Consider the following 17,867-nt stretch of genomic DNA (forward strand, 5'->3'; position numbering starts at 1 on the left):
CCGGACCTGAGTGCGCCGCCAACCTGCGGTGCGCCGCCAAGCCAACCACCACTGGGCAGCGCACCCAAATCCGGGTTGACAACCCGGAAGCGAACAGATGTTCTAATATCGAGGTGGGGGCTCGGCAGGATCGCAACAGGAGGCCCGATGCGCTGGGACAATCTGGGAGAAAGCCCGTCCGCGCTGTTCGGCACGGATGTCGTCACCCGAACGGTGGACACCCCCGAATTCCGCGGCATCACCTTCCACGAGGTGCGCGCCCGCTCCCTCGTCAACCGCGTGCCGGGCGCCTCCCGGATGCCGTTCGAATGGACCGTGAACCCCTACCGCGGTTGCAGCCACGCCTGCGTCTACTGCTTCGCCCGCAAGACCCACGGCTACCTCGACCTGGACACCGGCCGCGACTTCGACTCCCAGATCGTGGTCAAGGTCAACGCGCCGGAGCTGCTGCGCCGGGAGCTGGCGGCGCCGCGGTGGCGCGGCGAGCACCTCGCGATGGGTACCAACGTCGATTGCTACCAGCGGGCCGAGGGCCGGTATGCGCTCATGCCCGGCATCCTCGCGGCCCTGCGGGATCACGCCAACCCCTTCTCGATCCTCACCAAGGGCACCCTGGTCCTGCGCGACCTCGCCCTGCTGCGGCAGGCCGCCGAGGTCACCGACGTCGGCGTCTCGGTCTCCGTCGGGTTCCTGGACGAGGCGCTGTGGCGGACCGTCGAGCCCGGCACGCCCGCGCCCCGGCGGCGGCTCGACGTGGTGCGCACGCTCACCGCCCACGGCATCCCCTGCGGGGTCCTGATGGCCCCGGTGCTGCCGTTCCTGTCCGACGCCCCGGAGCAGTTGCGCGCCACGGTCCGGGCCGTCGCCGAGGCCGGCGCCGACTCGGTCACGCCGCTGGCGCTCCACCTTCGGCCCGGCGCCCGCGAGTGGTACCTGGCCTGGTTGGGCCGCCACCATCCGCACCTGGTGCGGCGCTACGAGGAGCTGTACGCCGGCGGCTCGTACGCGCCCACCTGGTACCAGCGCCGGATCACCCGGCAGGTCCACGAGCTGGCGGCCGAGCACGGCCTCGGGCCGTTCCGAAGGGACCGGGCGCGCAGGCTGCCGCCGGAGCCCGCCACGCCGCCCGAACCGCGTGCCCAGGCTACGCAGTTGACGCTGCTCTGAGGGTGCGGCGGGGCGTCGAAGGGCCCGTGGTGCGGGCTCAGGGCCGGGTGGCCGCCGGGTGCGCGACGGCGTCCAGGGCGCGTGCCAGGCGGTCGCGGGCGGCCGCCTGGGCGGCGATCCGCCGGTCGATGACGGCGAGCCGCTCGCGGGCGATGCGCAGGCCCTCGGGCGAGGGCGGCGCGGTGGTCAGGTCGCCGTCCAGGCACGTCCGGAAGCAGGCGACGTCGGCGAGGGTGAGGCCGGCGTCCAGCAGGTGCCGGATGTTGCGGACCCGGACGGCGGCGCGCGCGTCGTAGACCCGGTAGCCGTTGGCCGCCCGCTCCGAGGAGAGCAGGCCCTCGTCCTCGTACTTGCGCAGCGCCCGCGGCGAGACCCCGGTCAGGTCCGCCAGTTCTCCGATCCGCACCGGATCGCCTCCCTCGTACGGGCCGGTCCGGCGCCGTGGACCGGCCGTGCGGCCGGAGGGCACGTACGCTACCGACTCCGGTCAGCCGACCACGGCGCCCCCGTCCACCGGGAGGACCACGCCCGTGACGAAGGCCGCCTGCGGGGCGGCCAGCGCGGTGATCGCCCAGGCCACCTCCTCCGCGCGGCCGATGCGGCCCATCGGGGTGTGCTCGATCTGCCAGGCACGCAGGGCAGCGCGGTGCTCCGGGGACCAGCCCTGGTGGTCCGCGATCGGGGTGTCGATCGCGCCGGGGGCCACGGCCACGACCCGGACGCCGCGCGGTGCCAGCTCCACCGCCCAGCTGCGGGTGAGCAGTTCCAGCCCGGTCTTGGTGGCGGCGTAGACGGAGTTGCCCGGCCAGCCCCGTTGGCCGACCGAGGTGCTGAGGTTGACCACCACCCCGCCGGTGCGCTCCAGGTGGGGCACGGCCTCCTGGGTGAGCAGGACCGGCGCGAGGAGGTTGGTGGCCAGTTGGGGTGCCATGGACTCCTTGGTGTGGCTGCCGAGCGCGCCGTTGCCGACCACCGCGGCGTTGTTGACCAGGACGTCCAATCGGCCGTAGGTGTCGACGACGTGCCCGACGAGGTCCTCGGGCGCGCCGTCCGCGGTGATGTCGGCGGGGTACGGGACGATCGCGCCGTCGGCGTCGGCTGCCGCGGCGGCGGTCTCGGCGAGCGGCTCGGGGCGGCGGCCGACGGCCACCACGTGCGCCCCCTGCGCCGCGAACGCGCGGGCCGTGGCCCGGCCGATGCCGGTACCGGCGCCGGTGATGACGACGACCCGGCGCGGGCCGTCGGACGGCTCCGGTGCGGGGCGCGGGGCGGGTGGGTTCGGTGTGGGGTGCGGGGCGGGTGGGTTCGGTGTGGTCTCAAGAGGTGCGTGTGCCATGTCGGGAGTCTTCGACCCTGCCCTCAGGGGCAAGGTCAAACGCACTGTCCGGAGGGCTGCCGTCCGGTGTGAGAAATCCGGTTGACCGGTGTCCACGGTGGATTCGACGCTCGATGAAACGGACCGGACCGGGGAGGCGGACATGGCACGGGTCGAGATGCGGGGGACGGATGGGGCTGGTGGGGGGAGGGCGGAGCAGCCGCTGTCGGAAGTGCGCGTACGCGAGATGACGGAGGCCGATATCGACGCGGTCTCGGCGGTGCGGGTGCGCAGCTGGCAGGCGGCGTACCCGGGGCTGATGCCGCAGGCGTATCTGGACGCGATGGATGTGGCGCAGGACGCCGCGCGGCGACGGGAGTGGTTCGCGCGCCGCCGCCCCGAGGTGTGGGAGCTGGTGGCGGAACGGGCCGGTCGGGTCGTCGGTTGGTCGGCCGCCGGCCCCGCCCGGGACGCCGACCTCGCCCGGGGCGACGGGAGCCCTGCGGGCGGTGAACTCGCGCCACACGACGGTGAGTTGCCGGCCGGCCGGCGTCCCGCGGCCGAGCTGCTGGCCCTGTACGTGGCGCCCGAGCTCCTCGGGACGGGCGTCGGCCGGGCGCTGTTGGACGCCGGCACGCTTCGGGCGCGGTCCCTCGGGTACGGCGCGCTGTACCTGTGGGTGGTCCGCGGCAACGCCCGGGCCCAACGCTTCTACGAGCGGGCCGGATTCGTCCCGGACGGGGCCGAGGAGGCGTCCGACGTGGGCGGGCGGCGCGTCCCTGAGCTGCGCTACCGGCGGCCGCTGCCATAGGCCGGCGGTCCGACGCGGGACCTTCAGGCCGGCGGGCCGGCGCCCACGCCGGGCGGGTCCTCGTGGACGCCGAGGCGGGCCAGCGACGCCGAGGCGGCCGCGGCGAGCCTGGAGTGGCCGGCGGCCGCCCGCAGCGCCGGCACCGCCCGCTTGTCGCCGAGTGCCCCCAGGCCCTCGACGCAGGCCAGCGCCACCCGCCAGTACGGGTTGTGCGGGGTCAGCAGCCGTTCCAGGGTGGCGATCAGGGCGGGGACGGACTGCGGTGCGCGGAGTTCGGCGAGCAGCCGGACGGGGTGCAGCGCGTAGGCGGTGCGCAGCGGGTTGGTGGCGAGGGCGGCCGCGGCCCGGGCGGTGCGCGGGTCGCCGAGCTTGCCCAGGGCGTGCGCGGCCGTGGCGCAGCGGACCGGTTCGCGGTAGTTGAGCAGCAGGACCAGGGTCTCGAAGGCGCGCTTGTCGCCGGCGCAGCCGAGGATGAAGGCGGCGATCTCCCGGGCCCACAGGGGGCGTTCCACCGCGGTGAGCATCCGGGCCAGTTCCTCCCGGCCCGCCGGGGTGTTCTTGCGGGCCAGGCCCAGCAGCCGTTCGTAGGCGACCAGGTCCTGCGGAGAGCGGAGTTCGGCCCGCACCCGGTCCGTCAACTCGTGGAATTCGTCTTCCATTTACTGCTCCCCTCCCTGCCGGCGGCCCTGGTTCGCAGGGCGTGGCCGGCACCACAACCTAATGACCCGCATTACCCCTGGCGCTTCGGTTACCCACCGGTTAACCTGCTGGAACGAGCAGCACCCCTGCTCGGGCGGCCTGGTGACGCAGCCGCCGGAGTGTGACGTCGGTTCGGCACACCACACAGCACCACGCGTGCGCGGGCACCGCAGCCCCGCGCCGTGCACACCCTCACAGCACGCCCCTCACGGGGGAAGTGGTACGGCCTCGGGACAGGGCCCGCCGCGCTCCTCCACCACAGGCGCTGCTCGCAGTGCCGTGGCTTCCCGCGGCCCTTCCCGCCGGTCGGCCGCCCGATGCCGCAGCCCTGCCCGTGCGCCCCACCCCTCAGTCGTCACGTCCCCCGTTCCGGGGGAACACTTTCAGGAGTCTCGCGATGGGCCGTCAGTCCACCCCTGATCTCTCCACTGTCCCCTCTGCCGCACCCGCCGCACCCGCCGCGGCGCTCGCCACCATCGCCGTCGTCGGTCTGGGCACCATGGGCACCGGCATCGCCGACGTGCTGGCCCGGGCCGGCCGCGAGGTCATCGGCATCGACACCGACGAGGCGGCGGTGAAGCGGGCCCGGGCCGCCCTCGAAGCCTCCACCGCCCGCGCGGTGGCACGTGACCGGCTCACCGAACAGGAGCGGCAGGACGTGCTGTCCCGGTTCCGCACGTTCGGTGACCTCCAGGCCGCGCGCGACGCCGATCTGGTCATCGAGGTGGTGCCGGAGGACTACGCCCTCAAGCGGGAGGTCTTCGCCACCCTGGACGGCGTCGTCCGCCCGGACGCCATCCTCGCCACCGGCACCAACGCGCTGTCGGTGACCCGGCTCGCGGCCGACTCGCAGCGCCCCGAGCGGGTGCTCGGCGTCCACTTCTTCAACCCGGCGCCGGCCATGAAGCTCGTCGAGGTGGTCTCCTCGGTGCTGACCGCGCCGACCGCGGTCGCCGCCGTCACCGACCTCGCCCGGGAGCTGGGCAAGGACCCGATCGCGGTGGGCGACCGACCCGGGTTCGTCGCCGACGGCCTGCTCTTCGGGTACCTCAACCAGGCCGCCGCGATGTACGAGTCGAGGTACGCGACGCGGGAGGACATCGACGCGGCGATGCGGCTCGGCTGCGGGCTGCCGATGGGCCCGTTGGCGCTGCTCGACCTGATCGGCGTGGACACCGCCCGCACGGTCCTGGAGGCCATGTACGCCGAGTCCCGCGACCGGCTGCACGCGCCCGCACCGATCCTCGGTCAGCTCGCGGACGCCGGACTGACCGGCCGCAAGGCGGGCCGTGGCTTCTACACCTACGAGGCGCCCGGCTCCGCGACCGTCGTGCCGGACGCCTGGACCCCGGGTGCCGGCGACGGCGCCGGAGCGCCGGTCGGCCGGCCGGTCCGCAGCGTGGGCGTGGCCGGTTCCGGGACGATGGCCAGCGGCATCGCGGAGGTCTTCGCCAAGGCCGGCTTCACGGTGGTGCTCGCCGCCCGCGGCCTGGAGAAGGCCGACCGGGCCAAGGACCGGATCGCCAAGTCGCTGGGCCGCTCCGTGGACAAGGGCCGGATGACCGCCGAGGCGCGCGACGCGGCGCTGGCGGCGATCACCCCGGCCGGTTCGCTGGACGCGTTCGCCGACGTCGACCTGGCGGTGGAGGCGGTGGCCGAGGACCTGGCCGTCAAGGAGCAGTTGTTCCGGACGCTGGACGCGGTCTGCAAGCCGGGCGCCGTGCTGGCCACCACCACCTCCTCGCTGCCGGTCGTCGCCTGCGCCCGCGCCACCTCGCGCCCGCAGGACGTCATCGGGATGCACTTCTTCAACCCGGCGCCGGCCATGAAGCTGGTCGAGGTGGTCCGTACCGTCCTGACCGACGACGCGGTGCACGCCACCGTGCGCGCGGTCTGCGCCAAGGTCCGCAAGCACCCGGTGGACTGCGGCGACCGGGCCGGTTTCATCGTCAACGCGCTGCTGTTCCCGTACCTGAACAACGCGGTCAAGATGGTCCAGGAGCACTACGCCTCGTTGGACGACATCGACGCCGCGATGAAGCTGGGCGGCGGCTACCCGATGGGCCCGTTCGAGCTCCTGGACGTGGTCGGACTGGACGTCTCGCTCGCCATCGAGAAGGTCCTGCACGCCGCGTTCCGCGACCCGGGGCTGGCCCCGGCGCCCCTGCTGGAACACCTCGTCGCGGCGGGCTGCCTCGGCCGGAAGACCGGTCGCGGCTTCCGTGAGTACGCCCGGCGCTGACCCGCGGCGGCGCCCTCGGGCCCGGGGCGGCTGGGGCGGGCTGCTGGAGCCGTCGAACGGCGGTTCCGACAGCCCGCCCCAGGTCACGGGGGTCCGAGCGGTACCTCATGCCGCAGGCCGCGGGAATATGCAGTACCTTCCCCACATGTCCCAGCCCGCTCGCCCGCAGTCCTCCGACGTCTCCGACGCCCCCACTCCCGGCACCCGCCGGGCGGCCGCCCAACGCCTGAAAATGCGCCGGGAACTCTCGGCCGCCGCCATGGAGCTGTTCGCGACGAAGGGCTACGAGGCGACCACGGTCGACGAGATCGCGGCCGCCGCGGGCGTCGCCCGGCGCACCTTCTTCCGCCACTTCCGTTCCAAGGAAGAGGCGATCTTCCCCGACCACGACGACACGCTGGTGCGCGCCGAGGCCGTCCTGGACGCCGCACCGCCGCACGAGAACCCGCTCGACACGGTCTGCCGCGGCATCAAGGAAGTCATGCGGATGTACGCGTCCGCGCCGGCCGTGTCGGTGGCCCGTTACCGCCTCACCCGCGAGGTACCCACCCTCCGGGAGGCCGAGATCGCCTCGGTGGCCCGCTACGAGCGGCTGTTCACCAGGTACCTGCTGGGCCACTTCGACGAGGGCGCGCACCGCGAGGGCGACGACGACCCGCTGCTCGCCGAGGTCGCCGCGTCCGCCGTGGTCACCGCGCACAACCACGTCCTGCGCCGCTGGCTGCGGGCCGGCGCGGAGGGCGACGTCGAGAGCCAGCTCGACCACGCCTTCGAGATCGTCCGCGAGACCTTCGGCGCGGGGATCGGCGCGGGCCGGACCGCGTCCACCGAGACGCCCCCGGCGACGGTCTCCCGGGAGGGCGAGGTGCTGGTGACGGTCGCCCGCACGGACGCCCCGCTCGACGAGGTCATGCGCACCATCCGCAAGGCGCTCAAGGAGAACCGCTGACCGGGGCCGCCGGGCGCCGGCCGGGCCGCGGTCCGCGCGGCGCCTGACGGAACCGCCCCGCTCCCCCGTCCACCGACGCGTGACGGACGCGAGCGGGGCGCCGCCGCCCACCGAAGTCACCTGGCCCCGCGGCCAGTTGCCGCTTCCCGCCGCCGCCCCGCGCCTCGCCGCGCTTTTCCCCGCGGGACGCCGCCGCACGGACGCCGGCCCCGGCCCTGCGCCCCACGGACGGCCTGCCGAACGCGGCCCCGTGTGTCGCGCGCCCGCCCCTCCCCCTTTCGCGGTGCGGCCGGCGAAGGCCGTCCGCCACACGCGCGCCCCCCGGCCTCACCCGATTGGCGTAAGGGACCTCCGCGCACCGTCCGCTCACAGCGCCTCACATAGTGGGACGAAGCCTCTCCAAAACGGCCCGTTCTTTGCTCATGCGTGCCCAACGCATGACATCTGAGAGAAATTCTTGGCACTCAGTGTCTTGTCTGCTGGCACCGGGTGTCATACGTTGGAGGTGTCCGGGCGGCCGGCGCACCTCGTGAAACCCCGGTGCGCCGACTGTCCCCGCAAGAACTTGCGCGCCCGGACGCCTGCGTCACAGGCACTCCCCCAGCTACCGCAGGGGCCCCGCGCCCACCAGCGCAATGCCAAGCACCACCGGCCGAACCGACGGCACCACAGCCGCTCCACCCCCGACGTTCCCTCAAGCCGTTCCATACGCGCTTCGCCGGAGGCATACCGTGAACCAGATACTCGATGCGATCCTCGCGCCGGACAGCACGCGCGAAGACTTCGCCGCCCTCCCCCTCCCCGAGTCGTACCGCGCGGTCACCGTGCACAAGGACGAGGTCGACATGTTCGCCGGCCTGTCCACCCGCGAGAAGGACCCCCGCAAGTCGCTGCACGTCGAGGACGTGCCGGTGCCCGAACTCGGGCCGGGCGAGGCGCTGGTGGCCGTCATGGCCTCCTCCGTGAACTACAACTCGGTCTGGACCTCGATCTTCGAGCCGATGTCGACCTTCGGCTTCCTGGAGCGCTACGGGCGGCTCTCGCCCCTCGCCAAGCGCCACGACCTGCCGTACCACGTCATCGGCTCGGACCTGGCCGGCGTGGTGCTGCGCACCGGCCCCGGCGTCAACGCCTGGCACCCCGGCGACGAGGTCGTCGCGCACTGCCTCTCCGTGGAGCTGGAGTCCTCCGACGGCCACAACGACACGATGCTCGACCCCGAGCAGCGGATCTGGGGCTTCGAGACCAACTTCGGCGGCCTGGCGGAGATCGCGCTGGTCAAGTCCAACCAGCTGATGCCCAAGCCGCGCCACCTGAGCTGGGAGGAGGCGGCGGCGCCGGGCCTGGTCAACTCGACCGCGTACCGGCAGCTGGTCTCGCAGAACGGCGCGGCGATGAAGCAGGGCGACAACGTCCTGATCTGGGGCGCCAGCGGCGGCCTCGGCTCCTACGCCACCCAGTTCGCGCTGGCCGGCGGCGCCAACCCGATCTGCGTGGTCTCCAGCGACCAGAAGGCGGAGATCTGCCGGAAGATGGGCGCCGAGGCGATCATCGACCGCAACGCCGAGGGCTACAAGTTCTGGAAGGACGAGCAGAACCAGGACCCCCGGGAGTGGAAGCGCTTCGGCAAGCGCATCCGCGAGCTGACCGGCGGCGAGGACGTGGACATCGTCTTCGAGCACCCCGGCCGGGAGACCTTCGGCGCCTCGGTGTACGTCACCCGCAAGGGCGGCACCATCGTCACCTGCGCCTCGACCTCCGGATACCAGCACGAGTACGACAACCGATACCTGTGGATGTCGCTGAAGCGGATCGTCGGCTCGCACTTCGCCAACTACCGGGAGGCGTGGGAGGCCAACCGGCTGATCGCCAAGGGCAAGATCCACCCGACCCTGTCGAAGACGTACCGCCTGGAGGAGACCGGCCAGGCCGCCCACGACGTGCACCGCAACGTCCACCAGGGCAAGGTCGGCGTGCTGTGCCTGGCCCCCGAGGAGGGCATGGGCGTGCGCGACGAGGAGAAGCGCGCCCGGCACCTCGACGCGATCAACCTGTTCCGTAACGACGCGCCGGCGCAGCGGACCGGCACCCCCGACCGGAACGCCTGAGGACCGGGATCACATGACTGAGCGTCAGAAGGATCGTCCGTGGCTGATGCGGACGTACGCCGGGCACTCCACCGCCGAGGCGTCCAACGAGCTGTACCGGCGCAACCTCGCCAAGGGCCAGACGGGCCTGTCGGTCGCGTTCGACCTCCCGACGCAGACCGGATACGACCCCGACCACGTCCTGGCCCGCGGCGAGGTCGGTCGGGTCGGGGTCCCGGTGTCCCACCTGGGTGACATGCGGCGCCTGTTCCAGGACATCCCGCTGGAGCAGATGAACACCTCGATGACCATCAACGCCACCGCCATGTGGCTGCTGGCGCTCTACCAGGTGGTCGCCGAGGAGCAGGGCGCCGACGTCGGCAAGCTCTCCGGCACCACGCAGAACGACATCGTCAAGGAGTACCTCTCCCGCGGGACGCACGTCTTCCCGCCCGGTCCTTCGCTGCGGCTGACCACCGACATGATCACGTACACGGTCAACCACCTCCCCAAGTGGAACCCGATCAACATCTGCAGCTACCACCTGCAGGAGGCGGGCGCCACGCCGGTCCAGGAGATCTCGTACGCGATGTCCACGGCGATCGCCGTGCTGGACGCGGTGTTCGCGTCCGGCCAGGTGCCCCAGGAGCGGCGCGGCGACGTGGTCGCCCGGATCTCGTTCTTCGTGAACGCGGGCGTCCGCTTCGTCGAGGAGATGTGCAAGATGCGCGCCTTCGGTCGCCTGTGGGACCGGATCACCCGGGAGCGCTACGGCATCGAGGACCCCAAGCAGCGCCGCTTCCGCTACGGCGTGCAGGTCAACTCCCTGGGACTGACCGAGGCGCAGCCGGAGAACAACGTCCAGCGGATCGTCCTGGAGATGCTGGCGGTCACGCTCTCCAAGGACGCCCGCGCCCGCGCCGTCCAACTCCCCGCCTGGAACGAGGCGTTGGGGCTGCCCCGCCCCTGGGATCAGCAGTGGTCGCTGCGCATCCAACAGGTCCTCGCGCACGAGTCGGACCTGCTGGAGTACGAGGACATCTTCGCCGGGTCGCACGTCGTGGAGGCCAAGGTGGACGCCCTGGTGGCCGACTGCCTGGCGGAGATCGACCGGATCCAGGAGATGGGCGGCGCGATGGCGGCCGTGGAGTCCGGCTACCTGAAGTCGCAGTTGGTGTCGGCGCACGCCGAGCGCCGGGCCCGCATCGAGTCCGGCGACGAGAAGATCGTCGGCGTCAACTGCTTCGAGGGCACCGAGCCCAACCCGCTCACCGCCGACCTGGACACCGCGATCATGACGGTGGACCCGGCCAACGAAGCGGGCGTCGTGCGGGCCCTGCACAACTGGCGGGACAACCGCGACGAACTGCGGGCCCAGGAGGCGCTCTCGGCCCTGAAGAAGGCCGCGGCGGGCGACACCAACCTCTTCCCGGCGACGCTGGAATGCGCCCGCGCCGGCGTGACGACCGGGGAGTGGGCCTGGGCACTGCGGGACGTCTTCGGCGAGTTCCGGGCCCCCACCGGGGTCTCCGGCGCGCCGGTGGCGGTGACCGCGGAGGCCGGTTCGACGCTGGCGGCGGTCCGCGAGAAGGTCGCCAGGACGGCAACCGACCTCGGCGGCGGCCGGCTGCGCCTACTGGTCGGCAAGCCCGGCCTGGACGGGCACAGCAACGGCGCCGAGCAGATCGCGGTGCGCGCCAGGGACGCCGGCTTCGAGGTCGTCTACCAGGGCATCCGGCTCACCCCGGAGCAGATCGTGACGGCGGCGGTCAGCGAGGACGTGCACTGCGTGGGGCTGTCGATCCTGTCGGGATCGCACGCCGCGCTGGTGCCGGACGTCCTGGACCGGCTGCGCCGCGCCGGCGCCGGCGACCTACCGGTCATCGTGGGCGGCATCATCCCGTCGGCGGACGCCGCGGCGCTGCGCGAAGCGGGTGTCGCCGCCGTCTTCACCCCGAAGGACTTCGGGATCACGGAGATCATCGGCCGTATCGTCGACGAGATCCGCACAGCGAACCAACTCGACCCTCTGGAGGTCCTCGCATGACGCCCCCCGTTCAGCGTCTGCGTCCGCGCCGTTCGTGTCTGGCGGTGCCCGGCAGCAACCCCCGCTTCCTGGAGAAGGCCCAGGGCCTCGCCGCCGACCAGGTCTTCTTGGACCTGGAGGACGCCTGCGCGCCGCTGGCCAAGCCGGAAGCCCGGCACACCATCGTCAGGTTCCTCAACGAGGGTGACTGGACCGGCAAGACGCGGGTGGTGCGGGTCAACGACTGGACCACCGAGTGGACCTACCGGGACGTCGTCACGGTCGTCGAGGGCGCCGGCGCGAACCTCGACTGCATCATGCTGCCGAAGGTGCAGGACGCCGCGCAGGTGACCGCGTTGGACCTGCTGCTGACGCAGATCGAGAAGACCATGGGCCTCGAAGTCGGCCGGATCGGCATCGAGGCGCAGATCGAGAACGCCAAGGGCCTCGTCAACGTCGACGCGATCGCCGGCGCGTCGCCGCGCCTGGAGACCATCATCTTCGGCCCGGCGGACTTCATGGCGTCCCTCAACATGAAGTCCCTGGTGGTCGGCGAGCAGCCGCCCGGCTACCCGGCGGACGCCTACCACTACATCCTGATGCGCATCCTGATGGCGGCCCGCACCCACAACCTCCAGGCCATCGACGGCCCTTACCTCCAGATCAAGAACGTCGACGGGTTCCGCGAGGTGGCCGGCCGGGCAGCCGCGCTGGGCTTCGACGGCAAGTGGGTGCTGCACCCGGGCCAGGTCGAGGCGGCCAACGAGGTCTTCGCACCGTCCCAGGAGGACTACGACCACGCCGAACTGATCCTGGACGCGTACGAGTGGTGCACGTCCGAGGCGGGCGGGAAGAAGGGTTCGGCGATGCTCGGCGACGAAATGATCGACGAGGCGAGTCGCAAAATGGCACTGGTCATCGCCGGAAAGGGCCGGGCCGCCGGCATGGTCCGCAAGTCCACTTTCGAAGCCCCGGAGGCATGAGCGCGATGCAGTTCGGCCGCACCTACGAAGAGTTCACCGTCGGCGACGTCTACAAGCACTGGCCGGGTAAAACGGTGACCGAATACGACGACCACCTGTTCTGCCTGCTGACCATGAACCATCATCCGCTGCACATGGACAGCAATTACGCGGAGCGGACCACCGACTTCGGGAAGAACGTCGTCGTCGGCAATTACGTCTACTCCCTGCTGCTGGGCATGTCGGTGCCGGACGTCTCCGGAAAAGCGATCGCCAATCTGGAGATCGAATCGCTGAAGCACGTGGCGCCCACGTTCCACGGCGACACGCTTTACGGCGAGACCACGGTGCTGGACAAGACGCCGTCGAAGTCCAAGTCCGACCGCGGCATCGTGCACGTCGAGACCAAGGGCTACAAGCAGGACGGCACCCTGGTCTGCGTCTTCCGGCGCAAGGTGATGGTGCCCACCGCCACCTACATCGAGGAGCGCGGCGGCGAGCAGCCCGGCCGCCCCGAGCTCAAGGCCCCCGCGGCCCGGAAGGAGAAGTGACCGGATGGCACGCCTGGCACGGACCGAGGGTCTGAACGACGTCCAGCAAGAAATCCTCTCCACCGTCCGCGACTTCGTGGACAAGGAGATCCTTCCGGTCGCCACGGAACTGGAGCACCGCGACGCGTACCCGACGCAGATCGTCGAGGGCCTGAAGGAACTCGGCGTGTTCGGCCTGATGATCCCCGAGGAGTACGGGGGTCTCGGTGAGTCGTTGCTCACCTACGCGCTGACGGTCGAGGAGATCGCCCGCGGCTGGATGAGCGTCTCCGGCATCATCAACACCCACTTCATCGTGGCGTACATGCTCAAGCAGCACGGCACGCAGGAGCAGAAGGACCATTTCCTTCCGAAGATGGCGGCGGGTGAGATCCGGGGCGCCTTCTCGATGTCGGAGCCGGCGCTCGGTTCCGATGTGTCGGCCATTTCCTCCAAGGGCGTCCGGGACGGTGACGACTTCGTCCTCAACGGCCAAAAGATGTGGCTCACGAACGGCGGCTCCTCCACCCTCGTGGCGGTGTTGTGCCGAACGGACGAGGGACACCCCGAAGGCACCGCCCCGCACAAGTCGATGACGACCTTCCTGGTGGAGAAGGAGGCGGGCTTCGGCGAGGTCCGACCGGGCCTGACCATTCCGGGCAAGATCGAGAAGATGGGCTACAAGGGCGTCGACACCACTGAGCTGATCATGGATGGGCTACGCATTCCGGCGGACCGGGTCCTCGGCGGCGAGACCGGGCGTGGCTTCTATCACATGATGGACGGCGTCGAGGTGGGCCGGGTCAATGTGGCTGCGCGTGGCTGCGGAGTCGCCCAGCGCGCCTTCGAGCTCGGCGTGTCGTACGCGCAGCAGCGACACACCTTCGGCAAGCCGATTGCCCAGCACCAGGCAATTCAGTTCAAACTCGCCGAAATGGCGACAAAGGTGGAGGCCGCGCATGCCATGATGGTTAATGCCGCACGCAAAAAGGACTCGGGGCAACGAAACGACCTTGAGGCGGGCATGGCCAAGTACCTCGCCTCCGAGTACTGCAAGGAGGTGGTCGAGGACTCCTTCCGCATCCACGGCGGCTACGGCTTCTCCAAGGAGTACGAGATCGAGCGCCTCTACCGGGAGGCCCCGATGCTCCTGATCGGCGAGGGTACGGCCGAGATCCAGAAAATGATCATCGGGCGACGGCTACTTGAGGAGTACCGAATCCAGGGCTGAACGTCCCATTTGGGCCGTTTTCCGCTAGATAAAGATCACACCGTGTCATCGTTCTTCGGCCACGGATTGGCTCTGGCTCTTGGCCAGTTGCCGCTCGCAACCGATAGCATCCCAGGAAAGCCGCCGTCCCCCGTATCCATACGCGGCATCCTCCGCTACGAAGGTCATCCATGCCCCACAGCCAATCCTCTGCACAACGCGGTCGCGTCCGCCTCGCGCGCGGAGCATCGCCGTGGCTCCTCCCGACCGTGGCAACGGCAGCGGTCAGCCTGGCCCGTTCCCGTCGCTCGGGACGCTGGGCCGCCGTCGCCGTGCCCACCACCGCACTCGCGGCGGGCATGCTGTGGTTCTTCCGCGACCCGGAGCGAGAGATCGCGCAGGGGCGCGTCATCTCTCCGGCCGACGGCGTGGTGCAGAGCATCATGCCGTGGAAGGACGGGCGCACCCGCGTCGCGATCTTCATGAGCCCGCTGAACGTCCACGTCAACCGTGCGCCGCTGGCCGGCACGGTGACCTCCGTGGAGCACATCCCCGGCGGATTCGTTCCCGCGTTCAACAAGGAGAGCGAGAACAACGAGCGGGTCGTCTGGCACTTCGACACCGAGCTCGGTGACATCGAGATGGTGCAGATCGCCGGCGCGGTCGCCCGCCGCATCGTGCCTTACGTGCCGCAGGGCACCAAGGTCGAGCAGGGCGAGCGCATCGGCCTGATCCGCTTCGGCTCGCGGGTGGACGTCTACCTTCCGGAGGGCGTCGAGCCGGCCGTCGAGGTCGGCCAGACCACGACCGCGGGGGTGACTCGCCTTGACCGTGATTGATCCCGAGACCCAGGCGGGCTGGGCGCCGGAGAACGACGGGGACGACGATGACATGCCGCTGTCGACGCGGTTGTCAATAGCGGACACCCTCACGCTCGGCAACGCCATCTGCGGCTTCATGGCCGTGTACTTCACCACCACCGGCGTCCTCATCCCGCACCTGACGGGCACCGAGGACGGCGGGATGGCGCGGCACAGCGCGGCGATGGCCGTGATCCTGATGCTCCTGGCATCGATCTTCGACCTCTTCGACGGGCTGGTGGCCCGCAAGCTGCGGGCCTCGGCGATGGGGGCCGAACTCGACAACCTCTCGGACCTGATCAGCTTCGGGTTGGCGCCCGCCTACTTCGTCGTGACCTGGGGCATGGTCGCCCAGGACGCGCACCAGAAGGTGTCGGTCGTCGCGGCGGTCGTCGTCCTCCTGGCGGTCGTGCTGCGCCTCGCCCGCTTCTCCTGCGTCACGATCCGTGACGGCATCTTCCAGGGGATGCCGAGCCCGTTCGGCGCCCTGACCGTCGTCGCCATCGTCCTGCTGGAGCTGCCGTTCCTGCCGACCCTGCTGGCGATCATCGGGGTGGCCTGGCTGATGGTGAGCCGGGTCGAGTACCCCAAGCCGCGCGGCCGGCTCGCGGTCGCCATGCTCAGCTGGATCGTGCTCAGCATGGGCATGCTCGCCGCCTGGGCCCTGGACGCCCCCGGCGGTCAGCTGCTCCTGCAGACCGGCTGCTCCCTGCAGATCGTTCTGGGCGCCATGATCCCGGTCTTCGCGACGGCCCGGAGGGTCAACACCTTCCGCGACAACCGCCGCGAGTCGCGCGCCGAATCGCACGCCGCGCACCAGCCCTGACGGCGGGCCGCCCCGGCGGCACCCACCGAGGACGCCGAGAGGCCCCGAGCGGAACATTCCGCTCGGGGCCTCTTCGCCATGGGGCACCGTTCGTGCGACGCGCGGCAGGTGGGGCCTGTGCCCTACGGGGCAGGGCCCCGTACGGCCCCGGCGCCGGGCCTCGTCGGTGGCTGACGAGGCCCGCCGCGGGAGCCGGCTCAGACCAGGAAATCCCGCGCCAGCAGCTCCGCGGACCGCTCCAGCAGCGGACCCGCCTCGGCCATCGAGCGCGCCGGGTCCGACTCCAGGTCCGTCAGGGCGTACGCACGCTGGATGCCGGCCCCGGACAGCGCCTCCTCGGACAGCTGGAGCCGCCCGCAGACCGCGACCACGTCGATGCCCGCCGCCCGCGCCGCCGCGGCGACCCCGGCCGGCGCCTTGCCGTGCAGGGTCTGCTCGTCCAGCGACCCCTCACCGGTGATCACGAACGTGGCCCGGGCCAGCGCCGGCGCGAAGCCCAGCACGTCCAGCATCACGTCGATGCCCGGCCGGAACGCGGCGTCCAGCCCGACCAGCGCGCCGTAGCCGATGCCGCCCGCGGCACCGGCACCGGGCGCCAGCGCGTGCTCGGCGGCCTTGGAACCGACGACGCGCTCCAGCACCTCGGCGAAGTGCGCCAGCGCGCCGTCCAGGACGGCGACGTCCTCCGGGCTCGCGCCCTTCTGGGGACCGTAGACCGCCGGCGCGCCCTTGGGGCCGGTCAGCGGATTGTCGACGTCACTGGCGAGCACGATCTCCGTGCGGGCCAGCCGCGGGTCGAGCCCCGACAGGTCGGCCGTGGCGAGCTCGCGCAGCCCGCCACCGCCCGGACCGACCGGCGCCCCGTCGGCGTCCAGGAACCGGGCGCCCAGCGCCGACAGCATGCCCGCGCCGCCGTCCGTCGTGGCGCTGCCGCCCACCCCGAAGACGATCGAGGTCGCCCCCGCGTCCAGCGCGGCGAGCAGCAGCTCACCGGTGCCGTACGTGGTGGCCGTGAGCGGCGCGAAGACGCCCTTCGGGAGGTGCTGGAGACCGGATGCCTCGGCCATCTCCACCACCGCCGTACCGTCCTCGCGCAGCGCGAAGGTGGCCGTCACCGGCTCGCCGGTGGGCCCGGTGACCCGCGCCTCGTGCCGGGTGAAACCGGCCGCGAGGGCCGCCGCGGTCGTCCCGTCGCCGCCGTCCGCGACCGGCACCGCCGCCACGTCCAGCTCGGGAACCACGCGCCGCAGCCCGGCCGTGACGTGCTCGGCGACCTCGACGGCCGTGAGCGAGCCCTTGAACTTGTCCGCGGCGATCAGCACGTGTGCTGTGTTTGTCCTTGCTGCGTCCGCCACCGTGTTTCCCCTTGCTTTCGAACTGGCAGTCGCGCCGTTGAGACCTTATCCGCCCGGCGCCCCGGCGAACAGAGCGGACCAAGATCACCCGCGCGTCCGCACCCCCTCCCACCTCTGGCCCTCGCTTCGCCTCCAGCCCGATCACCCCCTAGGCTCGCCGCCGTGACGACCACGGACGACGACTACGCCACCTACATCGCCGGCCTCCCCCGCGTCCTCGCGGGCGCGGCGGCACTCTTCCGTGACCCGGAAGGCCGCCTCCTGCTCGTGGAGCCCAACTACCGCGACACCTGGCTCCTGCCCGGCGGCACCATCGAGTCGGACACCGGAGAATCGCCGCGCCAGGCCGCCCGTCGCGAAACCGTCGAGGAGATCGGCCTCGACGTGGAACTCGGCCGGCTGCTCGCCGTCGACTGGGTCCGCAGTGCGGCCCGGCCACCCTTGGTGTGCTACGTCTTCGACGGCGGGGTGCTGGACGCGGACCAGTTCGCCGCCATCCGGTTGCAGCAGGAGGAACTGCTCTCCTGGCGCCTGCTCCACTGGGACGAGGCGGCGCCGCTGCTCGCCGACGACCTGCGACTGCGGATCCGCGGCGCCCTGAACGCCCTGGAACACGGCCACGGCCCCCTGGAACTCGAGGACGGCCTGCCACCGGCCTGACCGCTCCGCACGCGGGACGCTCCGCCGGCGGCGTGCGAGCGCCGTGCGCCGGCGACCGCGACGGGGCGCTGCCGCACCCACGGGCCCCGGTCCGACTGGCCCGGACGGCGTCGCCTCCGACATGCGGACGAACTCCCGTGCCAGCGCTCGGCGACGCCCGCCCGGAAG

At 71.7% G+C, this 17,867-nt stretch carries 16 protein-coding genes; 12 read left to right on the top strand and 4 right to left on the bottom strand.

Features of this window, described 5'->3' with window-relative positions; translation table 11 throughout:
* Window positions 1-147 precede the first annotated feature (147 nt).
* A complete protein-coding gene (locus ACLJT4_RS12045; RefSeq protein WP_411122259.1) occupies window positions 148-1,167 on the top strand; it encodes an Rv2578c family radical SAM protein in 1,020 nt (339 codons plus the stop codon).
* 37 nt (window positions 1,168-1,204) lie between these two features.
* On the opposite strand, the gene ACLJT4_RS12050 is transcribed toward ACLJT4_RS12045, so the two are convergent.
* Window positions 1,205-1,573, bottom strand: a complete 369-nt coding sequence (locus tag ACLJT4_RS12050; RefSeq protein WP_411122260.1) for a MerR family transcriptional regulator — start codon at window positions 1,571-1,573, stop codon at window positions 1,205-1,207.
* 81 nt (window positions 1,574-1,654) lie between these two features.
* Window positions 1,655-2,503 (bottom strand): SDR family NAD(P)-dependent oxidoreductase, encoded by an 849-nt coding sequence (locus tag ACLJT4_RS12055; protein ID WP_411122261.1) that lies wholly within the window; start codon window positions 2,501-2,503, stop codon window positions 1,655-1,657.
* Window positions 2,504-2,729: 226 nt separating this feature from the next.
* Between ACLJT4_RS12055 and ACLJT4_RS12060 the strand changes: the two genes are divergently transcribed.
* Window positions 2,730-3,293, top strand: a complete 564-nt coding sequence (locus ACLJT4_RS12060; RefSeq protein WP_411122262.1) for a GNAT family N-acetyltransferase — start codon at window positions 2,730-2,732, stop codon at window positions 3,291-3,293.
* A 23-nt stretch (window positions 3,294-3,316) separates the two neighbouring features.
* Here ACLJT4_RS12060 and ACLJT4_RS12065 read toward each other — a convergent pair whose 3' ends face one another.
* Window positions 3,317-3,952, bottom strand: a complete 636-nt coding sequence (locus ACLJT4_RS12065; protein ID WP_020930000.1) for a HEAT repeat domain-containing protein — start codon at window positions 3,950-3,952, stop codon at window positions 3,317-3,319.
* A 437-nt stretch (window positions 3,953-4,389) separates the two neighbouring features.
* Here ACLJT4_RS12065 and ACLJT4_RS12070 point away from each other — a divergent pair, with 437 nt between their 5' ends.
* From ACLJT4_RS12070 to pssA, 9 genes are all read left to right on the top strand, one after another.
* The gene (locus tag ACLJT4_RS12070; protein ID WP_411122263.1) at window positions 4,390-6,234 is read left to right on the top strand and encodes a 3-hydroxyacyl-CoA dehydrogenase family protein; all 1,845 of its coding nucleotides are present in this window, start codon (window positions 4,390-4,392) and stop codon (window positions 6,232-6,234) included.
* A 145-nt stretch (window positions 6,235-6,379) separates the two neighbouring features.
* Window positions 6,380-7,183, top strand: a complete 804-nt coding sequence (locus ACLJT4_RS12075; RefSeq protein WP_411122264.1) for a TetR family transcriptional regulator — start codon at window positions 6,380-6,382, stop codon at window positions 7,181-7,183.
* Window positions 7,184-7,914: 731 nt separating this feature from the next.
* On the top strand, window positions 7,915-9,291 hold the full coding sequence (gene ccrA, locus ACLJT4_RS12080; RefSeq protein ID WP_411122265.1) for a crotonyl-CoA carboxylase/reductase: 1,377 nt from the start codon (window positions 7,915-7,917) through the stop codon (window positions 9,289-9,291).
* A 13-nt stretch (window positions 9,292-9,304) separates the two neighbouring features.
* A complete protein-coding gene (locus ACLJT4_RS12085) occupies window positions 9,305-11,317 on the top strand; it encodes a protein meaA (protein WP_411122266.1) in 2,013 nt (670 codons plus the stop codon).
* Entirely contained in the window at window positions 11,314-12,279 is a 966-nt protein-coding gene (locus ACLJT4_RS12090; RefSeq protein WP_411122267.1) for an HpcH/HpaI aldolase/citrate lyase family protein, read from the top strand. Before ACLJT4_RS12085 ends, ACLJT4_RS12090 begins: the two co-directional genes overlap by 4 nt.
* A 5-nt stretch (window positions 12,280-12,284) precedes the next feature.
* On the top strand, window positions 12,285-12,809 hold the full coding sequence (locus tag ACLJT4_RS12095; protein ID WP_233660690.1) for a MaoC family dehydratase: 525 nt from the start codon (window positions 12,285-12,287) through the stop codon (window positions 12,807-12,809).
* Window positions 12,810-12,813: 4 nt separating this feature from the next.
* Window positions 12,814-14,019, top strand: a complete 1,206-nt coding sequence (locus ACLJT4_RS12100; RefSeq protein ID WP_411122268.1) for an acyl-CoA dehydrogenase family protein — start codon at window positions 12,814-12,816, stop codon at window positions 14,017-14,019.
* 170 nt (window positions 14,020-14,189) lie between these two features.
* The gene (locus ACLJT4_RS12105) at window positions 14,190-14,837 is read left to right on the top strand and encodes a phosphatidylserine decarboxylase (RefSeq protein WP_016573361.1); all 648 of its coding nucleotides are present in this window, start codon (window positions 14,190-14,192) and stop codon (window positions 14,835-14,837) included.
* Window positions 14,824-15,684, top strand: coding sequence for a CDP-diacylglycerol--serine O-phosphatidyltransferase (pssA, locus tag ACLJT4_RS12110; RefSeq protein ID WP_016573360.1), 861 nt, complete (start codon window positions 14,824-14,826; stop codon window positions 15,682-15,684). Before ACLJT4_RS12105 ends, pssA begins: the two co-directional genes overlap by 14 nt.
* A gap of 197 nt (window positions 15,685-15,881) precedes the next feature.
* On the opposite strand, the gene ACLJT4_RS12115 is transcribed toward pssA, so the two are convergent.
* A complete protein-coding gene (locus ACLJT4_RS12115) occupies window positions 15,882-17,006 on the bottom strand; it encodes a glycerate kinase (RefSeq protein WP_411122269.1) in 1,125 nt (374 codons plus the stop codon).
* Between the two features lie 195 nt (window positions 17,007-17,201).
* Here ACLJT4_RS12115 and ACLJT4_RS12120 point away from each other — a divergent pair, with 195 nt between their 5' ends.
* Window positions 17,202-17,699: an NUDIX domain-containing protein gene (locus tag ACLJT4_RS12120; RefSeq protein ID WP_411122270.1), complete on the top strand. Its 498-nt coding sequence runs from the start codon at window positions 17,202-17,204 to the stop codon at window positions 17,697-17,699.
* Window positions 17,700-17,867: the final 168 nt, after the last annotated feature.

Source organism: Streptomyces sp. x-19 (assembly GCF_046549115.1).
Classification (GTDB): domain Bacteria; phylum Actinomycetota; class Actinomycetes; order Streptomycetales; family Streptomycetaceae; genus Streptomyces; species Streptomyces albulus_C.